15 protein-coding genes and 2 pseudogenes are annotated in these 16,306 nt (G+C 38.5%); 2 read left to right on the top strand and 15 right to left on the bottom strand.

Features of this window, described 5'->3' with window-relative positions:
• Positions 1-74 precede the first annotated feature (74 nt).
• Both glyS and glyQ read right to left on the bottom strand, forming a co-directional pair.
• Complete coding sequence (gene glyS / locus ACLKL2_RS12200; protein WP_413691866.1) at positions 75-2,141, bottom strand: glycine--tRNA ligase subunit beta; 2,067 nt, start codon at positions 2,139-2,141, stop codon at positions 75-77.
• Between the two features lie 11 nt (positions 2,142-2,152).
• Positions 2,153-3,062, bottom strand: a pseudogene (gene glyQ / locus ACLKL2_RS12195) (glycine--tRNA ligase subunit alpha).
• Between the two features lie 241 nt (positions 3,063-3,303).
• On the opposite strand from glyQ, the gene ACLKL2_RS12190 reads away from it, so the two are divergent.
• On the top strand, positions 3,304-3,999 hold the full coding sequence (locus tag ACLKL2_RS12190; protein ID WP_413691864.1) for a DUF2161 family putative PD-(D/E)XK-type phosphodiesterase: 696 nt from the start codon (positions 3,304-3,306) through the stop codon (positions 3,997-3,999).
• 106 nt (positions 4,000-4,105) lie between these two features.
• Positions 4,106-4,264 (top strand): DUF4223 family protein, encoded by a 159-nt coding sequence (locus tag ACLKL2_RS12185; protein ID WP_113819609.1) that lies wholly within the window; start codon positions 4,106-4,108, stop codon positions 4,262-4,264.
• 465 nt (positions 4,265-4,729) lie between these two features.
• Here the strand turns inward: ACLKL2_RS12185 and ACLKL2_RS12180 are convergent, their stop codons facing one another.
• The 13 genes and pseudogenes from ACLKL2_RS12180 to mnmG all read right to left on the bottom strand — a co-directional run bounded on the left by ACLKL2_RS12180 (position 4,730) and on the right by mnmG (position 16,118).
• Complete coding sequence (locus tag ACLKL2_RS12180) at positions 4,730-5,149, bottom strand: F0F1 ATP synthase subunit epsilon (protein WP_113819608.1); 420 nt, start codon at positions 5,147-5,149, stop codon at positions 4,730-4,732.
• A 2-nt stretch (positions 5,150-5,151) separates the two neighbouring features.
• Positions 5,152-6,561 (bottom strand): F0F1 ATP synthase subunit beta, encoded by a 1,410-nt coding sequence (atpD, locus tag ACLKL2_RS12175; protein WP_413691862.1) that lies wholly within the window; start codon positions 6,559-6,561, stop codon positions 5,152-5,154.
• 30 nt (positions 6,562-6,591) lie between these two features.
• The gene (gene atpG / locus ACLKL2_RS12170; protein WP_113819606.1) at positions 6,592-7,458 is read right to left on the bottom strand and encodes a F0F1 ATP synthase subunit gamma; all 867 of its coding nucleotides are present in this window, start codon (positions 7,456-7,458) and stop codon (positions 6,592-6,594) included.
• 48 nt (positions 7,459-7,506) lie between these two features.
• Positions 7,507-9,048 carry a F0F1 ATP synthase subunit alpha gene (gene atpA / locus ACLKL2_RS12165; protein WP_113819605.1) on the bottom strand — a complete coding sequence of 514 codons (1,542 nt, stop codon included), beginning with the start codon at positions 9,046-9,048 and terminating at the stop codon, positions 7,507-7,509.
• A 12-nt stretch (positions 9,049-9,060) separates the two neighbouring features.
• Positions 9,061-9,594: a F0F1 ATP synthase subunit delta gene (gene atpH, locus ACLKL2_RS12160; RefSeq protein WP_413691859.1), complete on the bottom strand. Its 534-nt coding sequence runs from the start codon at positions 9,592-9,594 to the stop codon at positions 9,061-9,063.
• Between the two features lie 11 nt (positions 9,595-9,605).
• The gene (atpF, locus tag ACLKL2_RS12155; protein ID WP_113819603.1) at positions 9,606-10,076 is read right to left on the bottom strand and encodes a F0F1 ATP synthase subunit B; all 471 of its coding nucleotides are present in this window, start codon (positions 10,074-10,076) and stop codon (positions 9,606-9,608) included.
• A 39-nt stretch (positions 10,077-10,115) separates the two neighbouring features.
• Positions 10,116-10,373, bottom strand: coding sequence for a F0F1 ATP synthase subunit C (atpE, locus tag ACLKL2_RS12150; RefSeq protein ID WP_025565310.1), 258 nt, complete (start codon positions 10,371-10,373; stop codon positions 10,116-10,118).
• 87 nt (positions 10,374-10,460) lie between these two features.
• A complete protein-coding gene (atpB, locus tag ACLKL2_RS12145; RefSeq protein WP_113819602.1) occupies positions 10,461-11,261 on the bottom strand; it encodes a F0F1 ATP synthase subunit A in 801 nt (266 codons plus the stop codon).
• Between the two features lie 3 nt (positions 11,262-11,264).
• Entirely contained in the window at positions 11,265-11,606 is a 342-nt protein-coding gene (locus ACLKL2_RS12140; RefSeq protein ID WP_413694314.1) for an ATP synthase subunit I, read from the bottom strand.
• A 241-nt stretch (positions 11,607-11,847) separates the two neighbouring features.
• Positions 11,848-12,780, bottom strand: a complete 933-nt coding sequence (locus tag ACLKL2_RS12135) for a ParB/RepB/Spo0J family partition protein (RefSeq protein WP_413691856.1) — start codon at positions 12,778-12,780, stop codon at positions 11,848-11,850.
• Positions 12,770-13,576, bottom strand: a complete 807-nt coding sequence (locus tag ACLKL2_RS12130; protein WP_113819599.1) for a ParA family protein — start codon at positions 13,574-13,576, stop codon at positions 12,770-12,772. Before ACLKL2_RS12130 ends, ACLKL2_RS12135 begins: the two co-directional genes overlap by 11 nt.
• Positions 13,577-13,603: 27 nt before the next feature.
• Positions 13,604-14,229: pseudogene (gene rsmG, locus ACLKL2_RS12125) on the bottom strand (16S rRNA (guanine(527)-N(7))-methyltransferase RsmG).
• Positions 14,229-16,118: a tRNA uridine-5-carboxymethylaminomethyl(34) synthesis enzyme MnmG gene (gene mnmG / locus ACLKL2_RS12120; RefSeq protein ID WP_113819597.1), complete on the bottom strand. Its 1,890-nt coding sequence runs from the start codon at positions 16,116-16,118 to the stop codon at positions 14,229-14,231. The pseudogene rsmG and the gene mnmG overlap by 1 nt, the downstream one beginning before the upstream one ends.
• Between the last annotated feature and the right edge of the window lie 188 nt (positions 16,119-16,306).

The following is a 16,306-nucleotide window of genomic DNA, read 5'->3' as shown; positions in this document are numbered from 1 at the left end:
TTCACGTGAAACAAAAAAGCTCAGTAAAAACTGAGCTTTTTTAGTTAATATTAATGTTTTCTTATTGCGATAAATTACAAAACAGAAACATCAGCAACTTGTAAGAACAAGTTACGTAAACGGTTTAAAAGGGCTAAACGGTTATTTTTTACAGCCAAATCGTCCGCCATTACCATCACGTTATCGAAAAAATCGTCTACAGGCGATTTTAAGCTAGCTAACTCGAATAAGGCTGACTCGTAGTCTCCTTCTTCAAATAAAGGGCTTAGCTTGCTTTCTAGAGCCTCTAAAATTTCAGAAAGTGCTTTTTCAGCGTCTTCTTGGAGTAAATTTGCATCAACTTTGCTGTTAATTTCATCATTTACCTTAGCAAGAATATTACTAATACGCTTATTTGCAGCAGCAATAGGGGCAGCTTCTGGTAAAGTTTGAAACTTAGCTACTGCTTTAATACGTTTTTCGAAGTCTACAGGTTTAGTAGGACGACGCTCTAAAACAGATTGAATTAACTCAACTGAATAACCACCAGCTTGGTAAGTAGCACGGAAACGAGCGAATAAGAAATCAACAACATCGTTAACCACATTATCGTTAGTTAATTTATCAGCGTATTGTAGTTTAGCGATTTCAACTAGATCGACAATATCTAAATCTAAGCCTTTATCCGTGATAATACGTAATAAACCGATAGCAGCACGACGTAAAGCAAACGGGTCTTTATCACCTTTAGGTGCTTGACCAATACCAAAGATACCCACTAATGTATCTAGTTTATCAGCTAAAGATACGGCACAAGCAACTAATGAAGTTGGTAGTTTATCACCAGCAAAACGTGGTAAGTATTGTTCGTTTAATGCAACAGCAACATCTTCATGTTCACCATCAAAACGAGCGTAATACATTCCCATTACACCTTGAACGTCAGGGAATTCCATTACCATTTCAGACATTAAATCAGCTTTAGATAATAGACCTGCACGTTGTGCATGCTCAGCATTAGCATCAATTTTAGCCGCAACTTTTGCAGCAACTTGACTAATACGTTCAGATTTCTCTTTTAATGTACCCAGTTGTTTTTGGAATAATACAGTTGATAGAGAGTCTAAACGGCTTTCTAATGTTTTCTTTTTATCTGTTTCAAAGAAGAACTCAGCATCCGCTAAACGAGGGCGAACTACTTTCTCATTACCTGAAATAACCTGTTTAGGATCACGACTAACAATGTTTGAAACAAAGATAAAGCGAGGTAATAAATTGCCTTCTTTATCTAATACTGGGAAGTATTTTTGGTTGTCTTTCATTGTGTAGATAAGCGCTTCAGAAGGAACATCTAAGAATTTCTCTTCAAAAGAACCCACCAGTGTAACAGGCCATTCAACTAATGATGTTACTTCTTCTAGTAGCTCTTCATCTATTGCGGCAACGCCATTTTCATGCGCAGCAACGGCTTCTACTTGCTCACGGATAATAGCTTTACGACGCTCATAATCAACGATCACTTTACCTGAATCATCTAGTAGTGATTGGTAATTATCTGCATGGTTTAAAGTAAGCTCAGCTTCACCTAGGAAACGATGACCTCTGATTACTCTATCTGACGCAACACCCAATAGCTCACCTTGGATTAGTTTGCTACCAAATAGCATAGTTACCGTGTGTACAGGACGAATAAATTGCGTGCTTTCACTACCCCAACGCATTGGTTTAGGAATAGGCAACTTACTTAAAGCAGTAGCAGCGATCCCAGGGATTAATTCGCTGATTTCTTGACCTTTAACCGATGATTTAAACAATAACCATTCACCTTTATCAGTCACTAAACGTTCAGCTTGTTCAACGCTAATACCGTTAGAGCGTGCCCACCCCTGTGCAGCTTTAGTCGCTACACCAGCATCGTCAAAGGCAACATTCACAGCTGGACCACGTTTTTCTACGATCTTGTCGGCTTGAGCAGCTATTAAGTTAGTAACCTCTACGGCCAAACGTCTTGGAGAAGCTAACCATTCAACTTTATCAAAGGCCAGTTCAGCTTTAACTAATTCTGCTTCAACATTACTAGCAAATGATGCAGCAAGTTTACGAAGTGATTTCGGTGGTAACTCTTCAGTACCCAACTCAATCAATAAATTTTCATGTGACATTAAACTTGCCTCTATTTATCTAAATTTTTACAAAGTGGGAAACCAAGCGCTTCACGTGCACTGTAATAAGCTTCTGCAACTGCTTTTGAAAGTGAACGAACACGTAGAATGTAACGTTGGCGTTCTGTCACAGAGATAGCATGGCGTGCATCTAACAAGTTAAATACATGTGATGCTTTCATAACTTGCTCATAAGCTGGTAGTGGTAAACCTGCTTCAATTAACTTTTGGCTATCTTTTTCACATTGATCAAACTGTACAAAAAGCGCATCAACATCGGCATGTTCAAAGTTATAAGTTGATTGTTCAACTTCATTTTGGTGGAAAATATCACCGTAAGTCACTTTGCCCATTGGGCCATCAGTCCATACTAGGTCATAAATACTATCAACCCCTTGGATATACATAGCTAAACGCTCTAAACCGTAAGTAATTTCACCAGTAACAGGAGAACACTCAAGTCCACCTACTTGTTGGAAGTAAGTAAACTGTGTTACTTCCATACCGTTTAGCCAAATTTCCCAGCCTAAACCCCAAGCTCCTAACGTTGGTGATTCCCAGTTATCTTCTACAAAGCGAATATCGTGTATCGACGTATCGACACCAATCTCTTCTAGTGATTGTAAGTATAATTCTTGAATATTTTTCGGAGATGGTTTTAACACAACACTGGAACTGGTAGTAGTGTTGTAAGCGGTTAGGGTTTTCACCGTAACGGCCATCTGTAGGACGACGACATGGTTGAACATAAGCACTGCTCATTGGCTCAGGACCAATTGAACGTAAGAATGTTTGAGGGTGGAATGTGCCAGCCCCAACTTCCATATCGAGTGGTTGTACAATGGCACAACCTTGACGAGCCCAGAAGTCTTGCAAAGCAAGAATTAGCCCTTGGAATGTTTTTGTATCGAATTTTTGCATGATTTAGGCTTCGAGTTAATTAGAAAAAATAAAATTTATTATACCCATTTGGCGACAATTATACCAATGACAATCAATTACATCGCTTAACTTGGTAAGTCAATATAGAAAATAATCCAGGTCATAAAATATCCAAGAGAGATGTACTAAACATTTACATGCTAATAGGCTAAAAACAATAAATTATTATGTTATATTTTTACTATTAAACTCATTAATCTTAGCCAATTGGCCGATAAACATGCCCACTAAACTTCAAGAATCCGATCTTTATTTACCAATTAAACACTATTTAACAAATTTAGGTTATCAGGTGAAAGGGGAGATCAAAGATTGCGATATTGTTGCCATTCAAGATGATCAATTATTAATAATAGAGTTAAAACTAACATTGAATATCACACTGTTATTACAAGCAGTAGAGCGCTTTACCTTAGCTGATAATGTGTATATAGCGATCCCTAAACAAGCGACTATTTTTAAAAAGAAACAAAAACAGGTTAAAAAACTGATTGCACGACTAGGATTAGGTTTAATTGTGGTTGATATACAAAAATCACAACAGTATGTAGAGGTCATCAATGACCCTAAATATTACACGCCAAAAAAGAATACACGCAAACAAAAAGCCCTATTAAAAGAGTTCCATTCACGCCAGGGCGACACTCAAAAGGGTGGTTCGACGAATAGTAATGCAGGATTAACAGCATATAGACAACGTGCAATTCGAATCGCAGAATACCTATCAATATCCTCACCAAATTCAGGCTCTTCAATCAATAAAGCCATTGATGAACCACAAGCGACACAGTTTCTCTATAACAATCATTATGGCTGGTTTGATAAAGTACAGCGAGGTTTATATAGCTTATCTGAAAAGGGAAAAATAGAATTAACCGATTGGCAGAAAAAACAAAAATTACAATCAATTAAATGAGTAATAAAAATAAATTAATTATTTGATCGGAATTTTTTTGTGATATCTTGCGTCCAGTTGACAATACATTGATTGTTAATATACATATATAATATAAGGACTCATTATGAAATCTATCGCTAAATTCGCAGTTGCTGCTGTTGCCGTTGTTCTTCTTGCTGGTTGTACTGGTACTACTTACAACAGTGCTAAAGACTGTTCAATGGACTACTTACTAGTTCCACAACTATCTATTCCTGCTGCTATTGGCGCATGTGGTGAATAATACTTGATATCTCCCCGATATTAAAAGAAGCGTGGCTCTTTGAGTGCGCTTCGACTGCTCTAAACTTCAACTCCCCCATTAAACCTGACCACTATTAACAAACCAGTTAATCAACGACTCTTAGTCTCTTAATACCAATCAACTACTCTATTCGACTACTTCAAAGCTTAAATTACGCCTTAAACTAATACCAATCATAGTAAGTAACTGATCTATTTTACTTGTTAAAACAACTTATTTTTTCGTTGTAAGTTTCGTATAGGGAACAACCATTTACATCAACTTACGCCTCAAACTAAGCCATTTTTCCGGCGCAAAATTTAGATCAGTTATTTAATACAATTGGTATAAGTCATTTTCCCTGAGAGAAATTTAAATAACATTATTTGATGTAGTTGGTATAACCCCAAAAATAGCCAAAAAAAGGCGACCTATAGGCCGCCTTTTTAATGAAAGTGTAAATATCTATTTACGTGTTAACTTAATAGCACGTAACTGAGCAACCGCTTGCGCAAGTTGAGCCGTTACTAATGCAAAATCAATATCCTTATTAGGACTAGACATTTGCGCTTCAGCAGCACGCTTAGCTTCTTCTGCTTTCGCTTGGTCAAGATCTTGACCACGAATTGCAGTATCAGCTAAAACAGTAACGCCACCTGGCTGTACTTCAAGAAAACCGCCTGAGATATAAATGACTTCTTCGCCACCATCTTGTTTCACTAATTGAACCATTCCTGGTTTAATTGGCGTCAATAATGGTGTGTGACCATGCATAATGCCTAGTTCACCTTCTTGACCTGATACTGATAAATGCGAAACTAATCCTGTAAACAGTGATTTTTCTGCACTTACAACATCTAAATGTGTGGTCATTGCCTTAGCCATAGTTACCTCCAGCTATTACATTTTTTAGCGTTTTCGACAGCTTCTTCAATTGCACCTACGTATAGGAACGCTTGCTCAGGAATGTCGTCGTATTCACCAGCGATTAAACCTTTAAAGCCAGCTAATGTGTCTTTAAGTGGTACGTAAATACCTGGGTCACCTGTAAATACTTCTGCTACGTGGTAAGGCTGAGTTAAGAATTTCTCAACTTTACGTGCACGAGATACAATTTGCTTATCTTCTTCAGAAAGCTCATCCATACCTAAGATAGCAATGATATCTTTCAGCTCTTTATAACGCTGTAAAATACCTTGAACACCACGAGCAATATCGTAATGCTCTTGACCAACAACTAAAGGATCAAGTTGACGAGAAGTTGAATCTAACGGGTCAATCGCAGGGTAAAGACCCATAGATGCGATATTACGGTTAAGTACAACAGTTGCGTCTAAGTGAGCAAAGGTTGTTGCTGGAGATGGATCCGTTAAATCATCGGCAGGTACGTATACCGCTTGGATAGATGTAATAGAACCCACTTTAGTTGATGTAATACGCTCTTGTAATACACCCATCTCTTCAGCAAGTGTTGGTTGGTAACCAACGGCTGATGGCATACGACCTAATAGTGCTGATACTTCTGTTCCCGCTAGTGTGTAACGGTAGATGTTATCAACAAATAATAGTACGTCTTTACCTTCATCACGGAAACGCTCAGCCATAGTAAGACCAGTCAGGGCAACACGTAAACGGTTTCCTGGTGGCTCATTCATTTGACCGTAAACCATTGCTACTTTTGATTCTTCAGGTTTTTCAACGTTTACAACGCCTGCTTCCTGCATCTCATGGTAGAAATCGTTACCTTCACGAGTACGCTCACCAACACCAGCAAAAACAGACAAACCTGAATGTTTAAGTGCGATGTTATTGATAAGTTCCATCATGTTTACTGTTTTACCAACACCAGCACCACCGAATAGGCCGATTTTACCACCTTTTGCGAATGGACAAATTAAGTCGATAACTTTAATACCAACTTCTAGTGTTTCAGCTGATGCCGACTGCTCTTCATAAGAAGGTGCTGCACGGTGGATCTCGTATTGCTCATCAGAAACAACTGGACCACATTCATCAATTGGCTCACCCAATACGTTCATAATACGGCCTAGTGTAGCCGTACCAACAGGTACTGTGATTGCTTGTTTAGTATCAGTAACTTCTAAACCACGACTTAAACCTTCTGAAGCACCCATTGCGATACAACGTACAACGCCGCCGCCAATTTGTTGCTGTACTTCCATTGTAAGGTTCTTTTCAGTCACGATCAGTGCACTGTATATATTCGGTACGCTATCTTGTGGGAATTCAACATCCACAACAGCACCGATAATCTGTACGATTTTACCTGAACTCATTTCTGATCCTCTAAAATCTTTATTTTAAAATTATACCGCAGCCGCACCACCACAAATCTCAGAAAGCTCCTGAGTAATTGCAGCTTGACGTGCTTTATTGGCAACAAGTTGTAAATCATCAATCAAGTCACTTGCGTTATCTGTTGCAGCTTTCATTGCAACCATACGTGAAACTTGTTCACACGCTAAGTTTTCTACTACCGCTTGATACACTTGAGATTCAACATAACGAACTAATAATGAGTCTAAAATATCTTTAGCGTCACCTTCGTAAATGTAATCCCAGTGATGGGTAGCTACTTCATCATCGTTTTCTGCTTTTGGCAGAGGTAATAATTGACTGACAGTAGGTTCTTGTACCATGGTACTAACGAATTTATTGTTCACTATGTACAAGCGATCAAGTTTTCCTGCATCATAAGCGTCTAACATGATTTTTACCGAACCGATTAAATCATCAACGGTTGGTGCATCACCTAAGCTTGTTGCTTGTGCAACAATATTAGCGCCTAAGCCACCAAAGAAACTAGCTGCTTTAGAACCGATAACGGCTAAATCAACTTCAACACCAGCTTCGCTGTGTTTTTTCATTTCTTGGATAACCGGTTTAAACAAATTAATGTTTAAACCACCACATAAACCACGATCACTTGAAATGACAATGTAACCAACACGCTTAACTTCACGTTCTTGAAGATAAGGGTGGTGGTATTCCAAGTTACCTAGTGCGATATGACCGATCACTTTGCGCATAGTAGATGCATAAGAAAGACTGCTTTCCATGCGCTGTTGCGCACGACGCATCTTAGATGCAGCTACCATTTCCATCGCACCAGTGATCTTTTGAGTGTTTTTAACACTCGCGATCTTATTTCTAATTTCTTTATCGCCGGCCATTTCTTACTCCTAATTAATGCTTAATTAACAACTATTGTTGTTAATTAATTACCAGGTTTGCGTCGCAACGAAAGATTCCAAGATAGCCTTGAATTGTCCTTCGATTTCTTTGCTGTAAGCGCCAGTTTCATTAATTTGAGCATAGAACTCAGCATGCTCATTTTTAGCGTAAGAGATTAAAGATGCTTCAAAGTCTAATACTTTTTCAACATCGACATCATTTAAGAAGCCTTTCTCTGCAGCAAATAATGACAACGCTTGTTCAACAACTGACATTGGAGCATATTGTTTCTGCTTCATTAATTCAGTTACTTTTTTACCATGGTCAAGCTGTTTACGAGTTGCTTCATCTAGATCAGATGCGAACTGAGCAAACGCCGCTAATTCACGGTATTGCGCTAGTGCAGTACGGATACCACCAGAAAGTTTCTTAATGACTTTACACTGAGCAGAACCACCAACACGCGATACAGAGATACCTGGATCAACAGCTGGACGAACACCATTATTAAATAGTTCAGTTGTTAAGAAGATCTGACCATCGGTAATAGAAATTACGTTAGTCGGTACGAATGCAGATACATCGCCCGCTTGCGTTTCGATGATTGGTAATGCTGTTAATGAACCAGTTTTACCTTTCACTGCACCTTTAGTAAATGTTTCAACGTAGTGCTCGCTTACACGAGAAGCACGCTCAAGTAGACGTGAGTGAAGGTAGAAAACGTCACCAGGGTATGCTTCACGACCAGGTGGACGTTTAAGCAGTAGTGAAATTTGACGGTAAGCAACAGCTTGCTTAGAAAGATCATCATATACAATCAGTGCATCTTCACCGCGGTCACGGAAGTATTCACCCATTGAACAACCAGCATATGGTGCTAGGTATTGTAGTGCAGCAGCTTCAGAAGCAGATGCAACAACAACAATAGTGTTTTCTAATGCGCCGTGCTCTTCAAGTTTACGTACTACGTTAGCAATAGTTGACGCTTTTTGGCCAATTGCTACATAGATTGAGTATAAACCTGTTGATTTTTGGTTAATGATTGCATCGATTGCAATAGCAGTTTTACCTACTTGACGGTCACCGATGATAAGCTCACGTTGACCACGACCGATTGGAATCATTGAATCGATTGATTTCCAGCCCGTTTGAACTGGTTGATCAACTGATTTACGATCGATTACACCTGGTGCAATTACTTCGATTGGAGAGTAACCATCGTTTTCGATTGGTCCTTTTCCATCAATTGGCTCACCCATTGTGTTTACAACACGACCAAGAAGACCTTTACCTACTGGTACTTCAAGAATACGACCAGTTGATTTTACCTTTTCACCTTCTTTAAGGTCACGGTAAGGTCCCATTACTACCGCACCTACCGAGTCACGCTCAAGGTTAAGTGCCATAGCAAAGCTACCATTTGGTAGTTCGATCATCTCACCTTGCATACACTCAGCAAGGCCGTTGATGCGAATAATACCATCGCTTACAGAAACGATTGTACCTTCATTTCGCGCTTCGCTTACCGCTTCGAATTGTCCAATTCGTTGCTTGATAAGATCGCTAATTTCAGTGGAATTCAGTTGCATGCTAACTTCCCATTAAGATTGTAAAATATGTGATAAACGAGTTAGTTGACCGCTAGCTGTGCTATCAATCACTAAGTCTCCAGCAGTAACTACCATTCCGGCAATTAATGACTTATCAATACTACAATTTAGGTTTACTTTTCGTGCGAGACGTTTTTCTAGCGAAACACTTAATTCTTTTTGTTGTTCTTTAGAAAGGGCATAAGCAGAAACGACATCAGCGTCGACCTCTTTTTTATACTCGGTTTCTAAATCAGCAAAAAGTTGTGCAACGCGAGGCAAAACACTCAAACGTCCATTTTCAGCTAATACTTTAATCAAGTTTTGACCATTCTCATCGAGTTGATCGCCACAAACATTAATAAACAGTTCAGCTAACTCTTGTGGTGCTTTATCGCGTGTTAATACATTTGCCATTGTTGCATCTTGTGCAACTTCAGAGGCAAAGAACAGCATTGCAGACCAGGCTTCAATGTTGTTATTACTCACAGCAAATTCAAAAGCGGCTCTTGCATAAGGACGAGCTACAGTAGTCAATTCAGACATAAGCGAGCTCCTTATAGTTCAGCAACTAATTTATCAATAATGTCGCTGTTCGCTTCTTTATCGATAGAACGCTTAATGATTTTCTCAGCACCAGCTATCGCTAACGTAGCAACTTGTTGACGTAACTCTTCACGAGCACGGTTACGCTCAGCTTCCACTTCTGCTTCACCTTGAGCAATAATTTTACTGCGCTCAGCTTCACCTTCATTTTTAGCTTCTTCAACAATTTGTGTACGACGCTTATTAGCTTGATCAATTATTTCTGCCGCTTGTGCTTTAGCTTCTTTCAGCTTTTCAGCTGCTTTAGCTTGCGCAAGTTCTAGATCTTTTCCTGCACGCTCAGCTTGAGTTAAACCATCCGCAATTTTCTTTTGACGCGCTTCAATCGCATCTAAAAGTGGTGGCCACACGTACTTCATGCAGAACCAAACAAATATCGCAAATGCGATTGCTTGGCCAATTAGGGTTGCATTTATATTCATAACAGCTCCTTAGTTAATTAAGTTAATTAGGATCCGTTATTAGCCCGCTAGTTGAGCTACAAATGGGTTTGCAAAAGTGAAGAATAATGCAATACCAACACCGATCATCGCGATTGCATCGATAAGACCAGCAACGATGAACATTTTAACTTGTAACATAGGTGCCATTTCAGGTTGACGTGCAGCACCCTCTAGGAATTTACCACCTAAGATACCAAAACCGATAGCTGTACCAGCAGCGCCTAAACCAATTAGAAGTGCTACAGCGATTGCAGTAAAACCTAATACTGTTTCCATGAAAAATTCTCCAAAAATAAAATAAATTGTTTTAATGTTTAAAAGTAATTACTTAAAAAGTAAATATTAATGTTATACCCAAATTAATTAATGATCTTCATGCGCCATGCTGAGATATACAATCGTCAACATCATAAAGATGAAGGCTTGTAGAACAATAATTAAAATATGGAATACGGCCCACGGGAAGTACAGTGGTAATTGCCAGTAACCCAATAAAGCTATCAATATAAAGATTAACTCACCAGCATATAAGTTTCCGAACAAACGTAGACCTAATGAAACAGGTTTCGCTAATAGCGTTACGGCTTCAAGAAGGAAGTTTACTGGAATAAATGCCCAATGGTTAAATGGTTGCATAGTTAGTTCTTTAACAAAACCGCCTACACCTTTAACTTTGACAGTGTAATAAATGATTAAAGCGAACACACTCAATGACATACCAAGTGTAACGTTTAAATCAGTTGTAGGTACAACTTTAAGATAAGGTATCCCGATGGTTTGCGCAGCGTGAGGCAGTAAATCAACAGGAACTAAATCCATTAGGTTCATTAAGAAAACCCAAACAAAAATAGTCAATGCTAATGGAGCTATCAAGGCATTTTTGCCATGAAAAGTATCCTTTACATTCTCATCTACAAAATCGATAACCATTTCAATGAAACACTGTAACTTACCAGGTACACCGACAGTCGAACGTTTTGCAACACTACGAAACAACCAAAGAAATAATACACCGAGGCCTACTGCAATCAGTAGAGAATCGACGTGAAAAGTCCAAAAACCAGCATCATGTGCATTCCAACCACCATCAACACTCCAAGTAAGGTTTGTTAAATGATGTTGAATATAACTTGATGATGTTAGAGCTTCACCTTGACCAGCCATGTTTTATCCCATCGTTGTTATAAAAAAGAAAGGCGCTAACCACTGCGACACTACTAATAATGCAAATGAGATATAATAAGCGGTTAAAGATAACGCTCCATATTTCAAAAACACCACAAGTAACAACACAGTTAAAAAGAGTTTTATAGCCTCCCCTGCGTAAAACCCCCTAAGCACCTTTTTAGCCTGCCTAGCGCCCGCGTGAGCGAATGCTAACAGAACAAAAATAAGATTAGGAAGTAAAAAAGTGATTCCTCCAAATAATGCTGAATAGCCTGCTTTATTCGAAAAAAACACTGTTGAAATCAATGCAAAAAATAGCACTAATAAAAATTGAAAAGCCACCAGTTTCAATCCAGAAACCTGACTTTTTTTGCTAGTTTATCAACCACTTTGATTTCCCTTTACTAGCTAACTTGAAGTATAGAAAAATGATTTATTCAACCAGACTTTTCCTACAAGCTAAAACCTGCGCAAATTATACCGACAAAGCCATTCAATGCAATATAACCATTGAATTAGAAGACAACAGGTCTGCTAGTTTATTAGGTTATATTACTAGTAAATGACTCAATTCGAATTTGATTCAGATTAATAATGACTCAGATCTATTAACTTTTTCAATTAATGTGATCAATGCATCTAAGTCTGTAATAGAAGTGTAATCTATAACCAACTTGCCACGTCCATTTTGACTATTTTTAGCCGTAGCTTTGAGACCAAATTTATTTTCTAAAGTTGTAACTAATGACTCAGTTTTAGAACAAACTGGAGGAGATATTTTTTGTTTTTCTGGCTTGTGCGCTTGTTTCACTAATTTTTCAGTATCACGGACGCTTAATGCTTTGCTCACAACAATACTGGCTAACTCAGATTGTAGTTCACCTTCACAGGCTAATAATGCTCTGGCATGCCCCATTTCTAGGTCACCATGCTCTAACAGTACCTGTACATCTGAATTAAGATGGTTTAAGCGCAATAAGTTACTCACTGCTGTACGAGACTTACCTACCGCTTTCGCCACTTCTTGATGGGTCAGTTCAAACTCATCAACGATTCGCTTTAAAGCAATCGCTTCTTCCATGGCATTTAGGTTTTCACGTTGAATATTTTCAATTAATGCAATCGCAATAGCCGCATCATCTTCAACGTTTTTGATTAAACAAGGGATTGAAGTTAAGCCAACAATTTTAGCTGCACGCCAACGTCTCTCACCGGCAATAATCTCATATTTTTGATGACCGGTCTCACGAACTACTAAAGGTTGAATAATCCCTTGCGCATGAATCGAATTAGCAAGTTCTTGTAATGCATCTGATGCCATATCACGACGAGGCTGGTATTTGCCCACTTGTAACTGATTGATATTAAGATCCTGTAACGCACCTTGTTCATCACTTACCAGTTGTTGTGTTTTTTGGGCATGGATATCATGTGACACTTGTTTATTACGTGTAACAGTACTGCTACTTAACAAAGAATCTAATCCTTTACCTAAGCCTCTTTTTTTACTTAGCATCTTCAATGACTTCCTGATCTGTACTAATAGATTGCTCTTCTCGTCTTAATATTTCACCTGCTAAAGATAGGTAAGCTCTTGCTCCAGTTGAACTTTTATCATAAAACATCACTGGTTTACTAAAACTTGGAGCTTCAGCAAGACGAATATTACGAGGGATGATTGTTCTGTAAACTTTATCGCCAAAATGTTTCTTAAGCTGATCTGATACATCACTTGATAAGCGATTACGAGGATCGTACATGGTACGTAAGATCCCTTCGACTTTAAGATCCGCATTAACCACGGCGGTTAATTTACTGATCGTATCAATCAGCGCCGTTAAACCTTCTAAAGCGTAGTATTCACATTGCATAGGTACTAACACTGAATCAGCGGCAGTCATCGCATTCACTGTTAACATATTCAACGAAGGAGGGCAGTCTATGAAAATATAATCATAAACGTCTCTAGCACCTTCTAAAGCGGTTCTTAAACGAGTTTCACGGGCGAAAAAAGTCATTAACTTAACTTCAGCTGCCGTTACATCACTATTTGCAGCTACCAAGTGAAAACCACCACTGGTTTCAGTTTCAACTACATCAGCTAAAGGCAGTTCGTCGATCAATAGATCATAAGCAGTATGGGCAACTTCATATTTATCGATACCACTACCCATGGTTGCATTACCTTGCGGGTCTAGGTCGATAATCAATACTTTACGTTTAGTCGCCGCCATTGAGGCAGCTAAATTGACGCACGTAGTTGTTTTACCTACGCCACCTTTTTGATTTGCAATTGCAATTATTTTACCCACAAATACCTACCTAAAAAATTATAGTCACTACGATACACGCTTAACTTTCACTAAACAGCGTTCACCATCTAATTGTGGGACTTGTAAGGTAACTGACTCTATAAATTCAAATTTAGAATCTAAATGAGTGATCTCAGATTCAGGGTATTGTCCTTTTAGCGCTAAAAAATGCCCATTTTCATTGGGTAAATGATGGCACCAAGACAACATATCTTCTAATGATGCAAAAGCACGACTTAACACACAGTCAAACCCTTTCTCAGGTTGAAACTCTTCAACTCGACTTTGCACTATCTCAACATTTTTAAGACCTAAGCTTAATATAGCTTGTCTTATAAAACGCAATCTTTTTCCTAAACTATCTAACAACACAAACTGTTTATCTGGATTTAAAATAGCCAAAGGTAGACCGGTAAACCTGGGCCAGTTCCAACATCAATAAAACTATTACCCGATAAATGCGGAGATACGACAATGCTATCCATAATATGTTTCACCAACATTTGTGAAGGATCACGTACAGACGTTAGATTATAAGCCTTATTCCACTTGGTCAATAACTCAACGAGTTCAACTAATTGTAATGTTTGTTGCTCAGTGATATTTAAACTTGTTTGTGCTAATAAAGCATCTAATTCAGAACGTAAACTCATTAAACTGCCTTACGACGCACGCCGCTCTTTTTCAAATGAATCAAGAGTATTGAGATAGCAGCCGGTGTAATACCTGACACTCGTGACGCCTGACCGATACTTTCAGGTTTAATATCATTTAACTTAGTAGTTACTTCATTCGATAAGCCTTTGATCTCTGAATAATCAAGATCGCGCGGTAATACCGTATCTTCATGACGCTTCAGTTTAGCAATTTCATCTAACTGGCGATCAATATAACCTTGATATTTGATCTTAATTTCAACTTGTTCAGCAGCGATTGGATCTTCGATAGCAGGACCAAGACCCTCTACTTTCATTAATGTTTCATAATCCACTTCAGGACGACGTATCATAGCTTCTAACGTACTTTCACGTTGCATTGGTGTCTTCAAAAGTGAGTTAATCTGCTCTGCATTGGTTGAACCTGGGTTTACCCAATGAGTTTTTAAACGTTGTAACTCTTTTTCTACCGATTCTTGCTTTTCACTGAATGCTTTCCAACGAACGTCATCAACCAGCCCTAATTCACGGCCTTTTTCAGTTAAACGCGTATCAGCATTATCTTCACGTAACAATAAACGGTATTCAGCACGGCTAGTGAACATACGGTAAGGTTCTTTTGTGCCTAAGGTAGATAGATCATCAACTAAAACACCCATATATGCTTGGTCACGACGCGGAGCCCATGCTTCTTTATCTTGTACTTGTAAACCAGCATTCATACCAGCTAATAAACCTTGTGCACCGGCTTCTTCATAACCAGTTGTACCATTGATTTGACCAGCAAAGAACAAACCATCGATATATTTGCTTTCTAATGTTGATTTAAGATCGCGAGGATCGAAGTAATCATACTCAATGGCATAACCAGGTCGTGTAACAAAAGCATTTTCAAAACCTTTCATCGACTGGATAAACTTAAGCTGAACATCAAAAGGTAAACTAGTAGAAATACCATTTGGATAAACTTCATGCGTTGTTAAACCTTCTGGCTCAACAAAAATTTGATGCGAATTTTTATCTGCAAAACGCATGATTTTATCTTCAATCGAAGGGCAGTATCGTGGTCCTACACCTTCAATAACACCCGAATACATAGGGCTTCTATCTAGGTTTTCACGAATGATATCGTGAGTTTTCTCATTGGTATGAGTGATATAACAAGGAATTTGGCGTGGATGTTGTTCTCGATTACCTAAGAAAGAAAATACAGGTGTTGGATTATCACCATGTTGTACTTCTAAACCAGAAAAATCGATACTACGAGCATCAATACGTGCAGGTGTACCCGTTTTAAGACGGCCCATTCTCAAAGGCATCTCTTTTAAACGGTCTGATAAAGTAACAGAAGCTGGATCACCAGCGCGACCGCCACTGTAATTTTTCATTCCGATATGAATTAAACCATTTAAGAATGTACCTACAGTTAACACCACTGTTTTAGCAGAAAAGCGCACACCCATTTTGGTAATGACACCAGTCACTCGATCATTTTCAATGATCAAATCTTCCACTTCTTGTTGGAAAATCTTCAAATTTTCTTGGTTTTCTAGTTTTTCTCGTATAGCTGCTTTGTATAATAAACGATCTGCTTGTGCTCGTGTTGCACGTACAGCAGGACCTTTACTTGAGTTCAACGTTCTAAATTGAATACCACCCTGATCAATAGCGTTAGCCATTAAACCACCTAAAGCATCAATCTCTTTTACAAGATGTCCTTTACCAATACCACCAATGGCAGGGTTACATGACATCTGACCTAACGTCTCAATATTGTGAGTCAATAATAGGGTTTTTAATCCCATTCGAGCAGGTGCAGCAGCAGCTTCAGTACCAGCATGGCCACCGCCAACTACGATAACGTCAAAATGTTCATGGTAAATCATAATAATCCAAATACAGCTATATAAAATTAAAGCTGGATTTTACCCTTTTAAAAAATAAAGGAAAGCGAGAAGCTAATTTTATAGCAAAAGAATAGTATTAGTATTATATATAGATCTTTAAAGATCTTTTATTACTACACTTATTAAGCACGCCAAGATCTGTGTAAAACACTTATATCTAATTAAAG

It is taken from the genome of Psychromonas sp. KJ10-2 (assembly GCF_047323255.1).
Classification (GTDB): Bacteria; Pseudomonadota; Gammaproteobacteria; order Enterobacterales; family Psychromonadaceae; genus Psychromonas.
Note: the sequence above shows the minus strand (reverse complement) of the source record. Positions and strands in the feature narration are given on the sequence as shown.

Bases quoted from the DNA above. Each gene is read 5' to 3' on its own strand.
- atpF (WP_113819603.1), bottom strand. From the start codon at position 10,076: ATGAATATAAATGCAACCCTAATTGGCCAAGCAATCGCATTTGCGATA.
- atpH (WP_413691859.1), bottom strand. From the start codon at position 9,594: ATGTCTGAATTGACTACTGTAGCTCGTCCTTATGCAAGAGCCGCTTTT.
- atpE (WP_025565310.1), bottom strand. From the start codon at position 10,373: ATGGAAACAGTATTAGGTTTTACTGCAATCGCTGTAGCACTTCTAATT.
- atpB (WP_113819602.1), bottom strand. From the start codon at position 11,261: ATGGCTGGTCAAGGTGAAGCTCTAACATCATCAAGTTATATTCAACAT.
- atpG (WP_113819606.1), bottom strand. From the start codon at position 7,458: ATGGCCGGCGATAAAGAAATTAGAAATAAGATCGCGAGTGTTAAAAAC.
- atpA (WP_113819605.1), bottom strand. From the start codon at position 9,048: ATGCAACTGAATTCCACTGAAATTAGCGATCTTATCAAGCAACGAATT.
- ACLKL2_RS12180 (WP_113819608.1), bottom strand. From the start codon at position 5,149: ATGGCTAAGGCAATGACCACACATTTAGATGTTGTAAGTGCAGAAAAA.
- mnmG (WP_113819597.1), bottom strand. From the start codon at position 16,118: ATGATTTACCATGAACATTTTGACGTTATCGTAGTTGGCGGTGGCCAT.
- glyS (WP_413691866.1), bottom strand. From the start codon at position 2,141: ATGTCACATGAAAATTTATTGATTGAGTTGGGTACTGAAGAGTTACCA.
- ACLKL2_RS12185 (WP_113819609.1), top strand. From the start codon at position 4,106: ATGAAATCTATCGCTAAATTCGCAGTTGCTGCTGTTGCCGTTGTTCTT.
- atpD (WP_413691862.1), bottom strand. From the start codon at position 6,561: ATGAGTTCAGGTAAAATCGTACAGATTATCGGTGCTGTTGTGGATGTT.
- ACLKL2_RS12135 (WP_413691856.1), bottom strand. From the start codon at position 12,780: ATGCTAAGTAAAAAAAGAGGCTTAGGTAAAGGATTAGATTCTTTGTTA.
- ACLKL2_RS12190 (WP_413691864.1), top strand. From the start codon at position 3,304: ATGCCCACTAAACTTCAAGAATCCGATCTTTATTTACCAATTAAACAC.